This window comes from Gardnerella sp. Marseille-Q9691, from assembly GCF_046507715.1.
GTDB classification, from domain to species: domain Bacteria; phylum Actinomycetota; class Actinomycetes; order Actinomycetales; family Bifidobacteriaceae; genus Bifidobacterium; species Bifidobacterium greenwoodii.
Genome location: NZ_JBKFXI010000002.1, coordinates 216,066 through 235,757 on the forward strand (window position 1 = coordinate 216,066; position 19,692 = coordinate 235,757).

The following is a 19,692-nucleotide window of genomic DNA, read 5'->3' on the forward strand; positions in this document are numbered from 1 at the left end:
TAATCTTACGTAAATAAAAACTAATTGCGCTGGTTGCAATTTGCAGCCGGCGCATTTTTGAAAGGTTTGCCATGATAGTTGTTTCTACAGACGGTTCCGCATTAGGAAACCCGAATGGTTCAATGGGTTGGGCATGGGCAGATCACAGCTTAGAAGCTGGAAGCACTAGCGAGCACCATCACACCGGCAACGCGGACGCTGGAGGCGCAACTAACGGCACAAATCAAATCGGCGAATTATGCGCTGTTTTGGAAGCTTTGCGAGCGCACCCAGGAAGCGAGCCGCTCACAATCGAAACTGATTCACAATACGCAATCAACTGCTCAACTACGTGGATTCACGGATGGAAAAAGAACGGTTGGAAGAATTCCAAAAACGAGCCTGTTAAAAACGCAGATTTGATTCGCGCAATTGACGCGGAACTTACTAAGCGCGAAGGATCAGTAAAGTTCGTGTGGGTTAAAGGTCACGCTGGAAACGCTGGAAACGAAAAAGTTGATACATTAGCGCGCACATACGCAGAAGATTGCCGAAGCGGCGCAAAAAGCGGATACTTGCCTTTAGAAGGTTGGAAGTCGCTACTTTCTTCGCCATACGCAAGTGGAACTGACGTTCCGCAAGACGCAAAAGATCTAATGGAAAATAAGATTTCTTGCGAGGATTACCATATTGGGCGCGCAGTTGGAGAAGATACAAACCCAGATTTTGCTAAAAATAGCAGCGTTCGAGACGCGTCTAAAATTGCCGAAAATACGGAAGATATCGCGCAAAAATCAAACGAAGCAGACGAGTCGCATGAAGCGCACGAGTCAGAAATAAAGCCTCAGCCAGTTCAAGGATTAAGCGTTTCTGGCGTGCTGCAGTTTACTCCCCCGCCAAACACAAGCCCAACTTTTGACGGCAAGCCGCGTTTTATTTCCGGCACAATTAACGTAAGCGGCTATGTGCAGCCCGACGGCACACTACACTTTGCTCCAACCGCCTTCTACCTGAATCAGTAAGGCAAAAAAGCCATAAAAATCTTGGCAAAGACTAATATGGAAATGTACGAAAACGAGGCACGCATAAAAGCATAAGCGCCTCTCCCGCAAATGCGATGGAAGTTCATCGACGAACTCGGGAATAACAAAACATAAGAAAGCAGGAATAATGGATAAAGCACAACAAGACGCGCTTAAAAAAGCAGCCGGCATTGAAGCCGCAAAGATTGTGAAGAACGGCATGATGGTTGGCCTCGGCACCGGCTCCACCGTGCGCTTTTTGGTAGACGAACTTGGCCGCAGAGTTAAAGAAGAAGGCTTGAGCTTTACGGGAGTTACCACTTCTCGCCGCACGCAAGAGCAGGCAGAAGGCTACGGCATTAAGATTCTAGACATTAACGAAGTAGACCACATTGACGTTACAATCGACGGCTCCGACGAAGTCGATAAGAACTTCAACGGCATTAAAGGCGGCGGCGCAGCTCTTCTTTGGGAAAAGATTGTGGCTATTAACTCTGACCGCATTGTGTGGATTGTTGACGCAAGCAAGGTTGTAGACACAATCGGCAAGTTCCCACTTCCTGTTGAGGTGATTCCATTCGGCTCCGCACAGGTGATTCGTAAGTTTGAAAAGCGCGGATACAAGCCAGTTTTGCGTCTTGACGCGGATGGCAAGGAAGTGCGCACCGACGAGAACAACTTCGTGGTTGACTTGCACATGGAGCGCATTGAGCATCCGCAGGAGCTTGCGAAGGATTTGATTGAGACCGTAGGCGTTGTTGAACACGGCTTGTTCTTGAACATGGTTGACACCGTAATTGTCGGCGACCCTAACGGTCCTCGCACGCTTACAAACCCAAATAAGTAACGAAACTAATCGAAAAGTAGAGTCCGCAAACGCGGGCTCTACTTTTTTATTACTGTGGCGCGAGTTTTGGGGGATTTCTTTCCTCGCACGTCCCGTCCTTCGGGCGCTCTGGCTGCTAAAAGAGTTTAGTGTGTTCGCCTTTCTTTAAAGAATGTAGCTTCTCAGTCCTCTTTTAGTGCTCGTAAAGAAATCCCCCAAACTCTGCGTGTTTAATCTTTAATAGCCTCATTCAATCGCAGAGATTTTTCGATTTTTCTTCTTCACTCGACGAATCAGCAGCCTTCGGCTCTGACGTTCGCCTCGCTCAGTGCGAAAAATCTCAAATCTCACTACACGAATATTTGCAAGACAATCCGCGAAATATGTAAATAAATAAAAAAGCGCCGGAAACCCGACGCTTTATAAAAAGTATTTACGTGCCTAAACGTTCAGACACGCATCAACGCATAAGCATAATTACTTGCGCTGGTGACGAGTCTTACGCAGCAGTTTGCGGTGCTTCTTCTTGCTCATCCGCTTGCGGCGCTTCTTGATGACAGAACCCATCTGAAGCCTCCATTCCTATGTAAAGTGTGCAACTTGCCTAATGTTACACCGTTTTGACGACTTTGGACAGTGCCGTCACAAAGAACAGTGCTTTTTGAAGAAATTTACATTGGGAAGCTGTGATAAAAACGCTCTACAGCTTGCTTTGAACCAGTTACCTCAAAAACAGCAGTGTCGTTTTGCCATAATGCACTAGCCTGAGTTTTATCATTCTCATCAACGCGAAGCACATAGCTGCCAACCGTTTTACCAGCAACTTGAATCTTACCGCTTGCAACATCCGAGCCTTTAAGACCATCGAGCAATGCTTCGTATTGCTTATTTGCAGAATCACGATTCGACCATTGCGCAACAGTTAGCGAAACCTCACCATCGCTCTGACCAGTTGAATACTTTACGCTATATTCTTCCAAAGGCGACGATTCAGTCCAAGTTGCGCTAGGAATTGCGTCAACTCGCGCAAAATCAAGAACACTATCTGGCATAGACTTCAACAAAGCTGTTGAAGAAACCGGCAAAGCTTTAGCAGGTATAGATGGTGTTTTTGGTAAAGCAACATGATTTTTATTTGCAGAATTATCGTGATTAAGCGCCCAACCCGGCCACACGAAAGCTGAAAGAAACGCTAAAATAACCACTACTGCTGCAGACGTAACTACAACTAATAATTTGTGATGTGTTGATCCATTAGCATTTGAAACATTCATATCCGACATACTTGCATTATCTCACAGCACGATGACGCGTAAGTCTGCAATGCTGCTTTTTTGAGGCTTTATAAAGCACAGCGCGTCATTGTCGCTAAAGACATATAGCGTCTAAATATGGCTAGTAAATCTCCCCTGCACTATTTATGCTCCGAATGCGGATGGAGCGGGTCAAAATGGTATGGACGCTGCCCGGAATGTGGAGAATGGGGCACAGTAAACGAGTTTAAAGAAGCGCGCGTTAGCGGGCTTTCAAAAACCACTCGCGCTTCGAGGATGACGCGCGCAGGAAATGCTGTAAATGCTAGAAATACTAGAAATGCGGTAGCAGACTCAAGCAACTCAGCCAACGAAATAAACGCAATAAACGCATCAGTTGCAGCTCAACCGATGAGCGAGATTGAAGCCGACGATGCGCTTCGTATTCACACAGGCTTTGGCGAATTTGATCGCGTTTTAGGCGGCGGTCTTGTGCCTGGTTCAGTAACTCTTATTGCAGGCGAGCCTGGAATCGGAAAATCAACTCTTCTTTTAGAAGCTGCTGCAAATATTGCAAAACAGGCGAAATTAAATGGAAATCCTCCTGTTTTATACATTTCCGGCGAAGAGTCAGCCGCTCAAGTAAAGTTGCGCGCATCGAGAATTAACGCTGTAAACGACTACTTGCTTCTTGCAACAACCGGAGACTTAGACACTGTTCTTGATCTTATTGAAGCACACAGGCCAACGCTTGCTATTGTTGATTCTGCTCAAACAATTGTTGCTCGAGACGTTGAAGGCATTACCGGCGGCTCCACTCAGGTGCGCGAAGTTGCGAGCGCTCTTATTGACGTTGCTAAAACGAATAATATTCCAGTTATGCTGGTTGGCCATGTTACTAAAGACGGCTCTATTGCAGGCCCTCGCACTCTTGAGCATTTAGTTGATACAGTTTGCCAGTTTGAGGGAGATTCGCAGACGGCTTTGCGCATGCTTAGGGCTGTTAAGAATCGTTTTGGACCAACTGACGAAGTTGGCTGCTTCGATATGAGTGGCGAGGGAATTGAGGAAGTGCCAGATCCTTCCGGACTATTTTTATCTTCTACAGAAAACGATAATCAAGGTAAAAATGCGCAAGATGGCACAAACGACGGAACTTGCGTCACTTTTACACTGGAAGGACACAGAAGCCTGCCAATTGAAATACAGGCGCTTGTAACGCAATCTGCACTCCCAACACCTCGTCGCGCAGTTTCTGGTGTTGATGCAAACCGTATTGCAATGCTTACGGCTGTTTTGTATCGTCATGGAAGAGTTAATTTACTTGCAAAAGATTTGTATGTTTCTACGATTGCAGGCGCGCTTGCAAAAGAGCCTTCGTGCGATGTTGCAATTGTTGCCGCTTTGGCAAGCGCTGCCAGCGGAAAAGCTGTAGCTAAAAAAACGTGCGCAATTGGCGAAATAAGCTTAACTGGTCAAGTGCGTCCTGTTCCTAGAATGGAGCCACGCTTGCGCGAAGCGGCCAGAATAGGATACAAGCGAGCTGTTGTGTGCCCGCTTCGAAAGAAAATTAATATTCCAGGATTGCAGATTGTTGAAGTGAGCAACGTTCGAGATGCGTTGCAAGCGCTTGGGCTGTAAAGGATGTAAGACAAGTTAAGTAAACTTAGTCTTCAGCCTCAGCGTCAGTAATTTCACGCACCTGTTCAACATTGGCTTTAAGCATATTTTTTAGCTCATCAACAGAATCGAAAGCCTGCTGTGGGCGCAAGAAGCTAGCAAACTCAATGCAAACGCGGTGTCCGTACAAATCCTTCCAATCGTCGAACAATCCGTAAGCTTCAACTGTGCGCTCAGCTTCGTCCTCACCATCTTTATTAAACGTTGGCTTTGTGCCGATTGAAATCGCAGCTGGCCAACGCCATGGAGAATGTACGCCTAAATGAAGCTCATCTCGGCGCAAAACGCTAACATCCGGCACAGTGCTCTTTGTTGGGCGCATTTCATTCTTATTATCTGAATCTAAATCAACAACCCAACCAGCGTATACGCCGTCAACTGGAATATATCCTTCAATTTTTTCGCCAAGATTTACTGTTGGGAAACCAATCTCACGACCGCGCTCATCCCCATGAACCACTGTTCCTTCAACGCGATGCGGTTGATCCAAAATTTCGCGAGCCGCCTTAACGCGCCCAGTTGCAAGCATCCAACGAACATTCGTAGAGCTCCAAGCACGCACCTTCTTATTCGGCATACTCTTACTCCAAGCGCGATATTCCGCCTTATTCATGCCTTCAGCAGGATCTTCCGGCTCTCCAGAACCCTTAGGAACTTCGCGCACAATAGGATCCGGCACGCGAACATCCTCCGGACCTAAATCTTCTACCTCAATAAGCTCAAAAACGCCCGTTGCTTTAGATAATTCGCGGATCGCTTGAATATTCCCAGCCCTACGAGCACCAAGAGCAGCGTCAGAGCCAAGAACCAAAGCTCGCATACCAAGCTTTCCTACAAGCTGACCTAAGAAGAAACGGTACGATTTTGCAGCAAAAGCAAGGCTGTAACGCACAATAACAACGTGATCAACATCTAGCTCAGAAAGCGCGCGCAAGCGTTGACGAACGCTGGTAAGCGCATCCGAATCTTCCGGAAGATCCGTGTTGAAATCTCCAAAATCGTCGTATAAATCAGGGTTTGCATGTACTACACTTGGGCGCGGATCGAACATAATAACAACAGAAAACGCGCCGTGACGGTGCGCAAGTTCCACAGTGCGGCGAACAACCTCACGATGCCCCTTGTGCATACCGTCAAACACACCAATTGTAACAACTGCTTTACGCTCTGCACTTAGCGTTGGCCAATTAATCATGCCGTTGGCATCTGGTCGAATGTCGATGACCTTCATGATATCCTTACTATCCGCGTTGAAGCTTTACGTACGCAATACGTCTTGCGTAATTCCTTATTTTCAATCCTTAATACAGTTTACCAGTCTTCTGGCTTGCCGGAAATACCACAATTGGTTTGATTTGATTAGTTTTGCTATTTTTTGCTTGCTCAACTACAGCAACTACGTCATTTTGCGCATTGTTTGAGGATTTAACGTAGGCTATTGCAGGATATTGTTGAGAATTTTCTTCTGATTCAAAACTAAGCCAGCGTCCAAAACGCAAGTCTCGAGCTTGAGTTTCGTCAATTTGTAGCATTGGTAAAGTATGCTCGGCTGCTTCAAACATGTTTAAGCAGGTTTTAGGAAGACAAATATCGGCGTCAAAATCTTTTTCCGGCACAGCTTTTGAACGTTTTTGTAAAACACCTTCCCTATCGGTAAATTCGCGAGTTTCCGTGCGAAGTTTAAGAACGCGAGGATCTGTTACTGAAAAATCGCCGATGCTTGTGCGTCTAAGCGAAATCAAATGTCCACCAACGCCAAGAAGACGGCCTAAATCGCGCGCTAAAGCACGAATATACGTGCCACTACTGCAAGAAACAGTTGCAGTAATATCGCATACTTTTCTTCCGCTTTTGCCGCGCAAAATACAAGGATTAGCAACATAAAAATCGCTAATAGTTACTTCGCGAGACGGAATTTCTACAGTTTTTCCTTCGCGAGCTAAATCGTATGCTCGCTGACCGTTAATTTTAATTGCAGAAAAAGCGGTTGGAGCTTGCATAATTTTGCCAGTTAAGTTTTCTTTAATAACTTGCTTAATGCGCTCAAAAGCTCGGTTTATAAGCTCACTATTACAAGAATCGCTTTCAAAAAGAAGCTTCAAAAGCAAATCGTCTGCAGCTTTAGTAACAACTCCCGGACCTAATTGCAGATTGTTTTGTTGCAAAATCTCACCGTCTGCATCATCTGTAGTCGTAGACTCACCCAAGCGAACTACCGCCTCGTAGGTTTTGTTGTGACCGAGCATGTAGTTGAGCAAGCGCGTTGCGTTACCAAAACCTACGATTAGCAAACCTGTTGCCATAGGATCTAGCGTTCCTGCGTGACCTACACGTTTTGTGTGCAAAAGGTGACGCGCGCAGGCTACAACGTCGTGACTTGTAACGCCTTGCGGCTTATCTACAAGTAAAAGGCCGGAAGATGGTGTGAATTGCGACATATGCAAATTAAGATTTTTTCGCGCTATTCTGCAGATTCTGCAGATTCGGAAGATTCTGCAGGTTCGTCGTCGTCAGAATCGTCTTCAAAGTCGTCGTCTTCAAAGTCGTCATCTTCAAAGTCGTCGTCAGACTCATCATCTTCATGCGGCTTCTTATACGGATCCGACTCGCCAGCATACTTAGCATTTTCGCGCATTTTAGCTAACTCTTCGTCACGATGACGAGCAGCAACCAAAATATCCTCAATTTCGTGCGCTTCCGTAGGCACTTCGTCGTAAACGAATTGCAATTGCGGAGTTAAACGCAAGCCAGCTTTTGCACCAACCAAGGATCGCAAACGTCCGTGAGCCTGCTGCAAAGCCTGGGCTGCACGCTGACGCTCACCCTGCTCTTTTCCAGCATGACCAAGCTGAGTCCAATAAACTTTTGCAATTTGCAAATCGTTAGTAACTCTAACTTCCGTAATAGTTACACTAGCAAGACGCTTATCGTGCAACTGCGACTCCATATTAGAGGCGATTACGCGCTGAATTAACGCTGCAATACGTGCAGCTCTAGGATTTGTTCCTGCCATATTACTTGCGCTCAATCTGCTTCATTTCAAAGGTTTCGATTACGTCGCCAAGCTCAATGTCGTTGAAGCTTCCAAGGTTAATACCTGCTTCATAACCTTCGCTAACGGACTGCACGTCATCCTTAAACCTACGCAAGCTGGAGATTTCCAGGTCGTTGACTGTAGCAACGCCGTCGCGCAAAATACGGCACTTCGTACCACGCTTGACTTCGCCGTCTTGAACCATAACACCAGCAATATTGCCAAACTTGGAAGAACGGAAGATTTCGCGAATTTCGGAATGCGAAGTAACAACTTCTTCGAATTCCGGCTTAAGCATACCCTTCAAAGCAGCTTCAATATCTTCAATTGCCTTGTAAATAACAGAGTAGTACTTAACTTCCACGCCTTCGCGATCTGCCAAATCAGCAACCTGACGGTTTGGACGCACGTTGAAGCCAATAATCACAGCCTTGTCAACAGTTGCCAAGTTCACATCGTTCTGAGTAATTGCACCAACACCGCGGTGAATAACCTGAATTCCAACTTCTTCAGAAACCTCAATCTTCATCAAGGAATCTTCCAAAGCTTCCACGGAACCGGAGGAATCACCCTTAATAACAATGTTCAGCATATCAACTTCAGACTTAGCGAACTGTTCCTTAAGGCTTTCAAGAGACACAACCTTGCGGCGCTTAGCAAGCTGAGCTGCACGCTCTGTAGCTGCACGCTTCTCCGCAATCTGACGAGCAGAACGGTCGTCCGAAGTAACCAAGAACAAATCACCAGCTGTTGGAACAGAAGTCAAACCAAGCACCTGAACAGGAGTAGAAGGAGCTGCATCCTGCAGGTGATTTCCGTTTTCGTCGAGCATAGCGCGAACACGTCCGTAAGAAGTGCCTGCAACAATAGAATCGCCAACGTGAAGAGTACCCTGCTGCACCAAAACAGTAGCAACAGCACCGCGACCCTTGTCGAGTCGAGCCTCAATAGTTGCGCCGCGAGCATCCATATTTGGATTTGCTTTAGGATCAAGCTCAGCGTCTGCAGTAAGAAGCACAGCTTCAAGAAGCTTATTAACGTTAGTGCCCTGCTTTGCGGAAATATCCACAAACATGGTGTCGCCACCGTACTCTTCAGCAACTAAACCGTATTCCGTAAGCTGACCGCGAACCTTGTCTGGGTTAGCACCTTCAACATCGATCTTGTTCACAGCCACAACAATTGGCACGTGAGCCGCTTGAGCGTGGTTAATAGCTTCAACAGTCTGAGGCATAACACCATCGTCTGCTGCAACAACAAGAATAGCAACGTCAGTAAGCTCAGCACCACGAGCACGCATAGCAGTAAACGCTTCGTGACCTGGAGTATCGAGGAATGTAATCTTACGAGGCTTACCCTCAAGATTTACAGTTACCTGATAAGCGCCGATTCGCTGCGTAATACCGCCAGCTTCGCGATCGATAACATTCGACTTACGGATAGTGTCAAGCAAACGAGTTTTACCGTGATCAACGTGACCCATAACGGTAACAACAGGTGGACGAGATTGCAAATCGTCATCTTCCTGCAACTCTTCTTCGTCCAAATCAATATCGAATTGCTGCAAAAGCTCTTTATCTTCTTCTTCAGCAGAAACAATATTGATATTCCAGCCGATTTCTTCACCCAAAATTTGGAATGTCGACTCATCCAAGGACTGTGTAGCTGTTGCCATTTCTCCCAAGTGGAAGAGCACAGTTACCAAAGCTGCTGGATTGACATCAATTTTTTCTGCCAAGTCAGAAAGAGTTGCGCCCTGACGCAAACGAATAGTAGCGCCGTTACCAGAAGGAATGCGCACGCCACCAATAACTGGTGCTTTAAGCTCTTCGTATTCACGACGCTTAGCTAAACGATTCTTACGAGCCTTAGAAGACTTGCCTCCCTGACGGCCGAATGCACCTGCAGCGCCTGCTCTACCGCGACCGCCGCCGCGAGATGGACCACCGTTTGGAGCACCAGCTGCTGCAGCCTGGAAAGTTGCAGCTTGATTTGCATTAAAGCGCGATTCTGCAGACGGCCTGCTATTTGAAGAGCCAGAGCCATTAGATGCGCCGCCGCGACGCTGACCTGACCACTGAGAACGCCCAGCTCCTTGGTTAGAGCGAGCGCCGCGAGAACGATTTCCGCCACGTTCACCGCGCGCACCATTTGCGTTACCAGCTCCACCCTGGCCTGGACGGCCACCGCGGCCATCTTTAGCGCCTGGACGAGACATTGGGTGAGGACGAGGAATATCTCCAGGGGTAGGAGAATGCATGCCCTGCTTACGACTAAACGGATTATTACCAGGACGAGGGGTTGCATTACCTGCTCCTTGAGCACCCTGATGCGGGCGCGGACGAGGAGGCATCTGCGCATGATTCTCGCGATTCTCACGGTTTTCACCACGACGCTCTGCATTCTTTGATTCGCCAGAAGAAGATGGACGAGGATTATGATTTGCGCGAGAGTGATTTGCTTCAGACTTTGGTGAGGCCTTAGAAGCTGCAGAACGTTCGGATTGCTCCGAATTTTGATTGCCTGCAGCGCGTTTTTGAGATTCAGCCTGAGACTTAGCTTTTGGCGCAGAAGGTTTTGCAGCACCAGAAGGTTTTGCAGACTGATTTGCAGACTGATTTGCAGACTGATTTGCAGCTTGCTTTGAAGCTGTAGTTGCAGCAGGATTTGCAGCAGCCTTAGCAGGCTTGCTACCTGACTTGTTACCTGCTTGATTTCCTTCAGCTGCCAGCGCCGCCTGCAAACGACGCACTACTGGAGCCTCAACTGTTGAAGAAGCGGACTTAACAAATTCGCCCATGCCCTTCAAACGCTCCAACACGGTTTTACTGTCTACACCAAATTCTTTGGCCAGTTCATACACGCGCTTTTTAACCACTCAGTGTTCTCCTCTGTCTGTGGCAGCGCTAGCACACGCGGCCACTTTACATTATTGCGAGCTTATTATTTATTATCGTGCGATATATCATCGTGCGACCATGATCTTGTACCTCGTCTTGTGCAGGACGATGCTACTGCTTTTTCGCCCAGATTCCAGCTTTCAGCATACTCGAAACGTTGGATTGGTGCGAGTGTCGCCACTACTAAAGATTATGCGTTTTGACCTTGAGCTGCAGCAACTTTCTTATCATGCTCTTCTTGAGACTCAATGCCAATCTTCCAACCAGTCAGCTTTGCAGCCAAACGAGCATTCTGACCTTCCTTGCCAATAGCAAGAGAAAGCTGAGCATCATGAATAAACGCAACAGCAGTCTGATTTTTTTCGCTAACTACCTGCACCTGCGTAACAGTTGCTGGAGAAAGCGCGGCGGCAACAAACTTCGCTGGGTCATCCGACCAATCGACAATATCAATCTTTTCTTGACCCAAATTTTCCATTACCGCACGCACCCTAGAACCGCCAGGACCAATCAAAGCTCCCTTTGGATTAACGCCCTCAGAGTTAGCGCGTACAGCAATCTTTGTGCGAGCTCCAGCCTCTCGAGCAATCGCCATAATCGAAACAGCGCCAGAAACAAGCTCTGGAACCTCACGCTCAAAAAGACGACGAACAAGCTCAGGATGCGACCTAGAAACCACAATTTCTGGTCCGCGAAGACCACGCGCAACATTTACAACATATACGCGAATACGTTCACCATGGCGGTAACGTTCACCTGGAACCTGCTCACGGCGAGGCAAAATCGCTTCAACATCCCCAACAGCAACGTGAATATTAGTAGTATCTTTGGCATCCTGCTGAATAATTCCGTTAATCAGCTTGCCTTTCTGACCAGAAAAAGCACCAAATACGCGATCATCTTCAGCCTTACGGAAGATTTGGCTAATAACTTGGCGGGCTGTTGCCGCAGCAAGACGACCAAAATCGCGAGGAGTATCGTCGTACTCTTCTCCCAGCGTTGGAGCCGGATACGGGTTATCTTCAGTAGGCTTACCAGGAATTTCATCCCTAGCCCACACAGTGAACGAACCTGCACGTTCATCCAGTTCAACTCGCACATGCTTTGCAGGATGAGCGGTTTTCATATACGCAAGACGCAAGGCCTCGGCGAGCGCCTCGTCCAGCTCCTCGGCATTAATCCCCTGCTGTGCCGCAAGCTGATGCATTCCCGCCAAATCCAATTCCATCGCGCACGTCCTCTCGTTATAACGCATTCATTTATGATTATTATTTTTGCAACCGTTTTGCCTTCTGATACAGCATTTATAATCAGATTTGCTTTAAGTTGCAGACAAGCCAACACCTTACTGAATTAATACAGTCGATATTGGTCACAGTCAGTGGCTATTTTAGTAGATTATGCAGACACTTTATGTTTTGTTAAAAGCCGTGCGTACTAACGCAAAGCGCAGCATAAAAATTGCGCTTAAGATTTTCGTTTGTGCTTTATTGACACCTACGCTAGTTTTTACTCTAGCATCTTGCGGCACATTGCAAAACATTCACGTAGATCATACTGTAAAATCTACTTCTGGCGAAAATATTTGCGCAAAAGCCTACCGTTTAGCGCAAAAAAATCAACAATTTATTGAAAATAACGTAAATAATGTATCTACTTCAGACTTGGAATCTTACGCAAAAGAATGGGAAACTGTAGCACAACAATGCCCAGGAAGATTAAGCGAAAGTATTGTTTATAGCGCTAAAGCAAAATGGGAAATATTATCTAAAGAATCTGGAAACAATAAGTCAAAAATCGCCGAAGAGATTGCTGGCACAAGCGATGAGGAAAATGCTTACGCAAGCACAGAAAACCAAGAAAACCCAGAATCTTCAATAACTCATCAACTAGAGCGTAATGCTTATATACAATTTACAAAAACAGTAAAGCATTACAACAATTTTCAATGGACACATCACCCTTTGGCCAGCGCAGCAGCTGCAGAAGATCAGCTAGCGTTTATACTACAAACTTTAGCCGCAAAAAAAGTTCCAGGACTGCCGTTGGAATATAGCGATATGGCATCAACAAATGCTCAAACTTTTATGAACGCATCCGGAAAAGGCGATGATTTGCGCAAAAAAATATATGAGATTCCATCCGACGCTCTTGAAAGTGGAAAAGCGCAAGATAAGGCAAGCGGAAAAGATTTGCCGATTGCAGCCATAGCTTATATGGATTGCGCACGAACTGAACTTACTGCTTTTAATCAAATAATAGTTATTGAAGAAAATAAAACTAAAAGCGCGTCAAAAAACAATCGCAACGAAACAAGCTACGAATACTCTGCTGTTCAAGCGCATAAGGATTTTAAAGATGCTGTAATAAAGCTGATTACTTCCAGATTATTGCGCGCCTACGCTCTAGGCTACCCAACAGATACAAATTTGGTTTTGAAATAGTATAATTTGGTATGGTCTCCAATAGAGGTATAACTAATGTCGTTACTACATTATTTAAAACGTACACTGTCTAATCGCTTATCAGAGCAAGCTAAAAAACGTATTCGTAAATATATTACTGTTTTTATTGCTTCGTATATGATTTTACTTTTGTTATCATATATACTTCTTGAACATGAGGAATCAGTTTGTGAATATGCTGTAGTAAATGCAAATTCCACTGCATCTGTTGTTGAAGATATAGAAGAATCTAAATCATTGCAAAAATACGTTAAATTAGTTAGAAAGAGAAAAACACCTAATTTTGATGAAAAAAATACTTGTACAAGAAGTATTTTTATTTGGGATGTAATTGGACGATGGCTATATCTTCGTAGATATACCAATGAATTGCAGATATCTACTATGGACGACTTAGATTGGATTAGTTCCGTATTAGAAAAAGAATCACAAGCAAATGAAAATAAAGTTTATTAAACTAAATGTCATTATAATCTAAAAATCTAGAGCAATCGGCAAAAAGAGGCCTACTATGCAATAGCTAGCAGGCCTCTTTTATATTCAACATAGATATATAACAAATGCAAGCTGAATATTACAAAACTTATATTTATAAATCTTAAATTATTTATCTCAAGTTATTCAAATGCTTCACGCTCCCACAGTGCGCTTAGTGGTATTGCCCACAAATTATCCGCCCACTGCATAATTTTTTGACCCAAATAAACAACGTATCCGCGCTTAAATTCAGGATTTTGCGAAAGAGCTACAAGTCCCTTAAAATCGTTACGGTTCACCATACTAGAGCTTTTTACTTCCACTCCAACCAGATTCCCGCGGAAACTTAGCACAAGATCAACTTCTTTAGGACTGCTACCAGTTTCACGCCAATAGAAGCAATCCGGATGCGTTTTAGACCATTGCACAGCAGGCATAATCTGATTTACAACAAAACTTTCGAGCAAATTCCCATACATAACGGGATCTTCCAAAGGATTATGACCCTTACTAATCATTGTTTGAACACTTAAAGACGTATCAACCGGATGTATTTTTGCTCTAGCGAAAGTTTGACGATTCGGCGCAGTTTTTATATTCGGAAGAGCATTTATTAAAAACCTGCGTAAGAATACGCTAACATAACGCTCAATAGTTCGCCTATCTAAAGCAAGATCTTGACCTATTGAACTCGTGTTAAGAATCCCACCAGGAGCACACAGCAACTTATTAAGTATGCTAACAGCCAAGCTTCTGTCTAATCGCTCTCCTGGAAGAATAGTATCTCCCAACACCGCAAGAATATCGCTTGACACAAGCTTTTCGCGTTCCCAAGCCTCGTAAGAATCATATGATTGCTGATATTCTGGGAATCCGCCAGCAGCCATCATTTTATATACTTCTTCTCTGCTTATTTCTTTTTCATATTTAAGATTTGGATTACTTTCTATAAGACTATCTACGATATTTCCACTATTTTGAGTAATTTCGCACTGAGTAAAAGGACTCATTATAAAGTGCTGAGCGCGCCTAGCAAGAGGATCTTGACCATCTAATCCGTTGCGATTTATAAGCGCACTACCTGTTAAAACATATTGAAGACTGTTTTCCGTTGAATTATCAACTATTTCTTTTATTGCAAGCGGAAGATCTGGAAGTCTCTGCGCTTCGTCAATAACAACTGGAGTACTAAGATTTTTTAGCCAACCGTACAAATCTGTTGAGGCGAGTGCAAAAGTATTTTCATCCGCAAGACTTGCGTATGAGAAACCTTTAGTCACAAGCTGACGCTTTGACATCATAGTTTTGCCTACAGCTCTTGCGCCTTCAAGAATTACGACTTTTCTTTTTGCTTGAAGAATAGAATCAGCAATTGGTCTAGGAAAATACGTACTCATAAAAGTAACTATACACGAAAAACGTATTTTTTGTACATTAAGTGTATGATTTTTTGTACATTGAATGTACAAAAACTACGATATGCGCAGATTACGTACTGGCAGAATAAAAAAGCTTCAAGCACAAAATGTGCTTGAAGCTTGTTATTCTGCGGATGAAGCGAGATTCGAACTCGCGGAGGATTTTACCCTCACACGCTTTCGAGGCGTGCTCCTTAGACCGCTCGGACATTCATCCACTTACGATTCGCGCAACAAAATCGCACGCAAACGCAACTTTTCAATTGTAAACCATGGCGCGAATATAAATTTATGGCGAGTTGAAACGCTATAATTCAGCAGAATCACGGCGAGCGCGAATCTTTTCCGCACGCTCTGCAAGCTCATTATCCGGCGGATACGCCACATATTCTAAAGTCAAACCTTGCGGCGCAATAGGACCAGTAGAACCTTCTCGAAGCGGCGTATTAATCTTCTCAACAAACCAATCAAGCGTGCGCTTACCACGCCCAATCTGCACGCAAGCTTGCACAAGAGAGCGCACCATATTGTGAGCGAAAGCATCAGCAACAATAGTAAACTCAAGCAAACCCTGCTCAACAGGCGGCACGCAGCCAGTTTTAAGCTTAACTAGCACATCGTTAGCACGCGTTCCCACACGTTCCCAACAAGCACTTTTTACATCGCGAATAGTAGTGCCTCCAGGATTAGGGCGCGCAAAAGATCCAAAATCGTGAAGGCCAATCATAAGCCTCGCAGCCTGGTTCATTGCATCGACATCCAAAACATCGTCAAGTTTCAAAACAAAACCGCGCATACGAGGGTCATAATCACAATAATCAGAAGCGTCGCAAATACGATACACATACGTGCGCTCTAACGCAGAAAAGCGCGCATCAAAACCAATGGGCGCAACACTTACCTTATGCAACGAAATATCTTGCGGCAAAACGTGCTTAAGCCGGTACTCGAGCGCGCAAACACCGTCCAATCCGGTATGACCTACGCATCGCAATAAAGTTTCTTCACAAACATCAAGATGACAAACCTGATGCGACGCATGCACGCCCGTATCCGTACGTCCAGCCACAGTAAGACGCAGCGGCTCAGCAGCATCTCCTTCTGTAACGCGCAATACTGTATGCAAAGCCCCCTCAATTTCACCCTGCACTGTGCGCAAAGTAGGCTGCTTAGCCCAACCGTAAAATCCGCCACCATCGTAAGCTAAATCTAAGCGAAGTCGCATTCAAAACCTTTCCAAACAGACTTTCCACTAGCTTTTCTTATCCGAAGAGCCGCCTGCAAGCGCAAAAGCACTCATAACACTACGAATCAGCTCATAAGTTTTTGAATCCATATGCATTGCAATCTTCAATAATTTAGGAACAACCTCCGACCAATGCGAAGACATTTCATCAAAAGTTGGGTAACCTAAACTGCTAAAAATGCTGTAAACGCTGTCAATTCTTCGCTTTCGCTCCTCAAATGGCAGATTCATCATCCACTCATTTGCAGCCTTAGAAACAGCCAGAGCGCGCGGAGTTACGCAATCACAGTAGTCAAAATCGCCATCTTTAATCTGCCAATACATGCCAAAATGCTGCATTAATCCAATCGAATCGGCAACTGTAACCTTATACGGCACTCCCGTATCCATAATCAAGCCAATAAAAGCAGACTGCGGAACTACTTTTTCAATACGACTTGAAACATTCGCAAAAACGCTTGTGTCAACTACATCACACGCAAAACCAGGGCCGTCCATAGAATAAATTTTTGATACAAGATTACCTAGTTTTTGACTTGTAGCATCTAAACGCATAGCCGCATAAGCAGCCATATTCCCGCCTTTTGAATGACCTACAACAATAATATTTGGATTATTTTGCGAGTCTACGAAAGATTTTGAAAAGCGCGCAAAAAGTTTGTTCGCAAAAAGTTTATTAAAGAAGTTTTTATTGGAATAACGCTTGCTGTATCTTTGCGCTACAGAAGTCAAATATTCAGCAGCAGATTCTTGCGCTGGCACTGGGCAGCGGAAAGCCATGTTGAAATCTTCTTTCCATCCAACAAGCGTATTGTCAGTGCCGCGATACGCAACAACAAGAGTATGAGGATTATCAATGCCCTCGCAATTACTAAGATCAAAAGTAACTCCAGCAAACTGCTGTTCTAAAGATTCGTCAATATTTGATTCATCAAACCTCTCAAGATACTCCCCTACGCGAATTCCCCTATACCTAGGGCTGGAAGCGACAGCAAGAAGCAGCTTCCTGCGGAATTTATCTACTTTAGGAGACCCAGAAGAAAACATTGACGAATAGTCTTCTATTCTAAGCAATTCGTTAATAGATACAGTCGAAATATTCTTTGGATTATCGCAATATTTTGGCACAGACGTTGGCATATTTATATAAGATAGCTCGCACAAAATCAGCGAATCCACGGCATTAAACTTGCGCTGAGCGAAGGTAGAGAAATCGTTTCGCAACAAATCAATAACATTCGACATAATTCAATAATAATACAAACAAAAAACGAGCCGAGGAAATCCTCGACTCGTTTTAGCAATTCTTCAAGAAGCGAATTTACGCTTAACTTTAAGATTCACTTTACCGATGCGTAAAGCTGAAATGCTGGCTACTCGGCAGCTTCTTCTTTAGCTGCTACCTTAGTAGCTGCTTCAGCTTCCTTCACAACAGCCTTCTTTGGGCTTACTGGCTCAGTTACAAGCTCAATAATTGCCTGAGGAGCGGTATCGCCACGACGTGGAGCAATCTTCACGATGCGGGTGTAGCCGCCTTCACGCTGCTTCATCTGCTCAGCAATCTGAGTGAAAAGAACGTGAACCACGGACTTGTTGCGAATCACGCGCAACACGCGACGACGCGAATGCAAATCGCCACGCTTAGCGAATGAAATCAAACGCTCAGCAAGCGGACGAAGACGCTTTGCCTTTGGCAACGTCGTCACAATACGACCGTGCTGGAAGAGGCTGGTCGCCATGTTGGCCAGCATCAGGCGCTCATGAGCCGGGCTAGAAGCCAGACGAGGGCCTTGTTTCGGTGTAGGCATTATTACTCCTTATTGTCGCAATTGCCGAAAACTCAGGTGGGCATCAACCCGAACATCCGAATTTTACGACGATTGCAGGTGAATTCTACTCGTCTTCAGGCGAGAAGAAAGTGCCACCTTCGAGATTATTGGCGTCGAAGCCAATCGGCGAAGCCTTCAAAGACAGACCCATGGACTGCAACTTCTCTTTTACTTCATCGATGGATTTCATGCCGAAATTACGAATATCGAGCAAATCCTGCTCAGTGTGAACTACCAATTCGCCGACTGTATGAATACCCTCGCGCTTCAAGCAGTTGTAGCTGCGCTGGGTAAGATTCATTTCTTCAATCGGTATAGCCAACTGGGAATCAGATTCATCACGCATTGGCGCTGGACCAACTTCAACACCTTCAGCTTCAAGATTAAGCTCACGGCAAAGGCCGAAAAGCTCAACCAAGGTTGAACCTGCGGATGCAACAGCATCTCGCGGTGTAATAGCTGGCTTGGTTTCCACATCCAGGATGAGCTTATCGAAGTCCGTGCGCTGTTCCACGCGGGTAGCTTCGACCTTATAGCTCACCTTCAAAACTGGTGAGTAGATCGAATCCACAGGAATGCGGCCGATTTCGCTGTTCTCCTGCTTGTTCATCTGAGCTGGTACGTAGCCGCGACCGCGTTCAACAGTAAACTCAATTTCAAGTTCACCATCTTCAGCAAGTGTAGCAATATGCAATTCAGGGTTGGCAATAGTAACGCCAGCCGGAGGAGTAATGTCTCCAGCGGTTGCTTCACCTTTACCATTCTTGCGCAGATACATCACTACAGGCTCGTCGTACTCACTAGTGAGCACGATGCCCTTGATGTTCAGCAGAATTTCAGTGACATCTTCTTCAACACCTGGCAGAGTCGTAAACTCATGCAAAGCTCCGGAAATGCGTACCGAAGTAACGGCAGCACCTGGAATGGAGCTCAACAAGGTACGACGCAGCGAATTGCCGAGAGTGTAGCCAAAACCTGGTTCCAACGGCTCAATAGTAAAGCGAGAACGCTGGGGATTCAGTGATTCCTCGGTAAGTGTCGGACGCTGTGCGATAAGCACTTTGGTATCCTTTCAGCTTCTGGTCGGTGGTGCACTCGCCGCCCATAAGCGGGTTGGATGGATGGATTCGTAAGAGTGCTCAGACGCGGCGACGCTTTGGTGGGCGTACGCCGTTATGCGCTTGCGGGGTAACGTCGGTAATAGAACCAACTTCGAGACCCGCGGACTGGAGGGAACGGATAGCGGTTTCACGACCGGAACCTGGACCCTTAACAAACACGTCGACCTTCTTAAGGCCATGCTCCATTGCCTTACGAGCGGCAGACTCAGCGGCCATACCTGCAGCGTAAGGAGTCGACTTACGGGAACCCTTAAAGCCGACGTCACCACCGGAAGCCCAGGAAAGGACTGCACCGGATGGATCGGTGATGGATATAATCGTGTTATTGAATGTTGATTTAATATGCGCCTGCCCAACCGGCACCGACTTGCGGTCCCGGCGACGCGGCTTGCGCGAGGCTTGCTTTGCAGCTGCCATTGACCCTCGTTTCCTAATGACGAAT

General features: G+C 45.6%; 18 protein-coding genes and 1 tRNA gene. 5 read left to right on the forward strand and 14 right to left on the reverse strand.

What is annotated here, in order from left to right:
- The first annotated feature begins 71 nt into the window (after positions 1-71).
- Together ACLD6A_RS04390 and rpiA are read left to right on the forward strand one after the other, a co-directional pair.
- Positions 72-1,001 (forward strand): ribonuclease H, encoded by a 930-nt coding sequence (locus ACLD6A_RS04390; RefSeq protein WP_410313708.1) that lies wholly within the window; start codon positions 72-74, stop codon positions 999-1,001.
- Between the two features lie 148 nt (positions 1,002-1,149).
- Positions 1,150-1,848 carry a ribose-5-phosphate isomerase RpiA gene (gene rpiA / locus ACLD6A_RS04395; protein WP_004105437.1) on the forward strand — a complete coding sequence of 233 codons (699 nt, stop codon included), beginning with the start codon at positions 1,150-1,152 and terminating at the stop codon, positions 1,846-1,848.
- Between the two features lie 456 nt (positions 1,849-2,304).
- Here the strand turns inward: rpiA and ACLD6A_RS04400 are convergent, their stop codons facing one another.
- The gene (locus ACLD6A_RS04400) at positions 2,305-2,394 is read right to left on the reverse strand and encodes a 30S ribosomal protein bS22 (RefSeq protein ID WP_004268639.1); all 90 of its coding nucleotides are present in this window, start codon (positions 2,392-2,394) and stop codon (positions 2,305-2,307) included.
- Positions 2,395-2,498: 104 nt separating this feature from the next.
- Positions 2,499-3,101, reverse strand: a complete 603-nt coding sequence (locus ACLD6A_RS04405; protein WP_373276889.1) for a hypothetical protein — start codon at positions 3,099-3,101, stop codon at positions 2,499-2,501.
- A 117-nt stretch (positions 3,102-3,218) separates the two neighbouring features.
- On the opposite strand from ACLD6A_RS04405, the gene radA reads away from it, so the two are divergent.
- Positions 3,219-4,721 (forward strand): DNA repair protein RadA, encoded by a 1,503-nt coding sequence (gene radA / locus ACLD6A_RS04410; protein WP_410313709.1) that lies wholly within the window; start codon positions 3,219-3,221, stop codon positions 4,719-4,721.
- Positions 4,722-4,746: 25 nt separating this feature from the next.
- Here the strand turns inward: radA and ACLD6A_RS04415 are convergent, their stop codons facing one another.
- From ACLD6A_RS04415 to nusA, 5 genes are all read right to left on the reverse strand, one after another.
- Positions 4,747-5,991: a bifunctional riboflavin kinase/FMN adenylyltransferase gene (locus ACLD6A_RS04415; protein ID WP_410313710.1), complete on the reverse strand. Its 1,245-nt coding sequence runs from the start codon at positions 5,989-5,991 to the stop codon at positions 4,747-4,749.
- A gap of 70 nt (positions 5,992-6,061) precedes the next feature.
- Positions 6,062-7,198, reverse strand: a complete 1,137-nt coding sequence (locus tag ACLD6A_RS04420; protein ID WP_410313711.1) for a tRNA pseudouridine synthase B — start codon at positions 7,196-7,198, stop codon at positions 6,062-6,064.
- Positions 7,199-7,221: 23 nt separating this feature from the next.
- A complete protein-coding gene (gene rbfA, locus ACLD6A_RS04425; RefSeq protein WP_410313712.1) occupies positions 7,222-7,773 on the reverse strand; it encodes a 30S ribosome-binding factor RbfA in 552 nt (183 codons plus the stop codon).
- Position 7,774: 1 nt separating this feature from the next.
- Positions 7,775-10,672 (reverse strand): translation initiation factor IF-2, encoded by a 2,898-nt coding sequence (gene infB, locus ACLD6A_RS04430; RefSeq protein ID WP_410313713.1) that lies wholly within the window; start codon positions 10,670-10,672, stop codon positions 7,775-7,777.
- Between the two features lie 212 nt (positions 10,673-10,884).
- A complete protein-coding gene (nusA, locus tag ACLD6A_RS04435) occupies positions 10,885-11,922 on the reverse strand; it encodes a transcription termination factor NusA (protein ID WP_004135703.1) in 1,038 nt (345 codons plus the stop codon).
- 172 nt (positions 11,923-12,094) lie between these two features.
- Between nusA and ACLD6A_RS04440 the strand changes: the two genes are divergently transcribed.
- Complete coding sequence (locus ACLD6A_RS04440) at positions 12,095-13,138, forward strand: hypothetical protein (RefSeq protein WP_410313714.1); 1,044 nt, start codon at positions 12,095-12,097, stop codon at positions 13,136-13,138.
- A 36-nt stretch (positions 13,139-13,174) separates the two neighbouring features.
- A complete protein-coding gene (locus ACLD6A_RS04445; RefSeq protein WP_410313715.1) occupies positions 13,175-13,615 on the forward strand; it encodes a hypothetical protein in 441 nt (146 codons plus the stop codon).
- Positions 13,616-13,776: 161 nt separating this feature from the next.
- Here the strand turns inward: ACLD6A_RS04445 and ACLD6A_RS04450 are convergent, their stop codons facing one another.
- The 7 genes from ACLD6A_RS04450 to rpsK form a co-directional block, all read right to left on the reverse strand.
- Entirely contained in the window at positions 13,777-15,033 is a 1,257-nt protein-coding gene (locus ACLD6A_RS04450) for an ATP-binding protein (RefSeq protein ID WP_410313716.1), read from the reverse strand.
- A gap of 152 nt (positions 15,034-15,185) precedes the next feature.
- A tRNA-Ser gene (locus tag ACLD6A_RS04455) sits at positions 15,186-15,271 on the reverse strand.
- A gap of 90 nt (positions 15,272-15,361) precedes the next feature.
- Positions 15,362-16,279 carry a tRNA pseudouridine synthase A gene (locus ACLD6A_RS04460; protein ID WP_410313717.1) on the reverse strand — a complete coding sequence of 306 codons (918 nt, stop codon included), beginning with the start codon at positions 16,277-16,279 and terminating at the stop codon, positions 15,362-15,364.
- Between the two features lie 27 nt (positions 16,280-16,306).
- Positions 16,307-17,545 (reverse strand): Mbeg1-like protein, encoded by a 1,239-nt coding sequence (locus ACLD6A_RS04465; protein ID WP_410313718.1) that lies wholly within the window; start codon positions 17,543-17,545, stop codon positions 16,307-16,309.
- A gap of 128 nt (positions 17,546-17,673) precedes the next feature.
- Positions 17,674-18,108: a 50S ribosomal protein L17 gene (gene rplQ / locus ACLD6A_RS04470; RefSeq protein ID WP_004129014.1), complete on the reverse strand. Its 435-nt coding sequence runs from the start codon at positions 18,106-18,108 to the stop codon at positions 17,674-17,676.
- 85 nt (positions 18,109-18,193) lie between these two features.
- Positions 18,194-19,189: a DNA-directed RNA polymerase subunit alpha gene (locus ACLD6A_RS04475; protein WP_019260722.1), complete on the reverse strand. Its 996-nt coding sequence runs from the start codon at positions 19,187-19,189 to the stop codon at positions 18,194-18,196.
- 79 nt (positions 19,190-19,268) lie between these two features.
- Entirely contained in the window at positions 19,269-19,667 is a 399-nt protein-coding gene (gene rpsK / locus ACLD6A_RS04480) for a 30S ribosomal protein S11 (RefSeq protein WP_004105468.1), read from the reverse strand.
- Positions 19,668-19,692 lie beyond the last annotated feature (25 nt).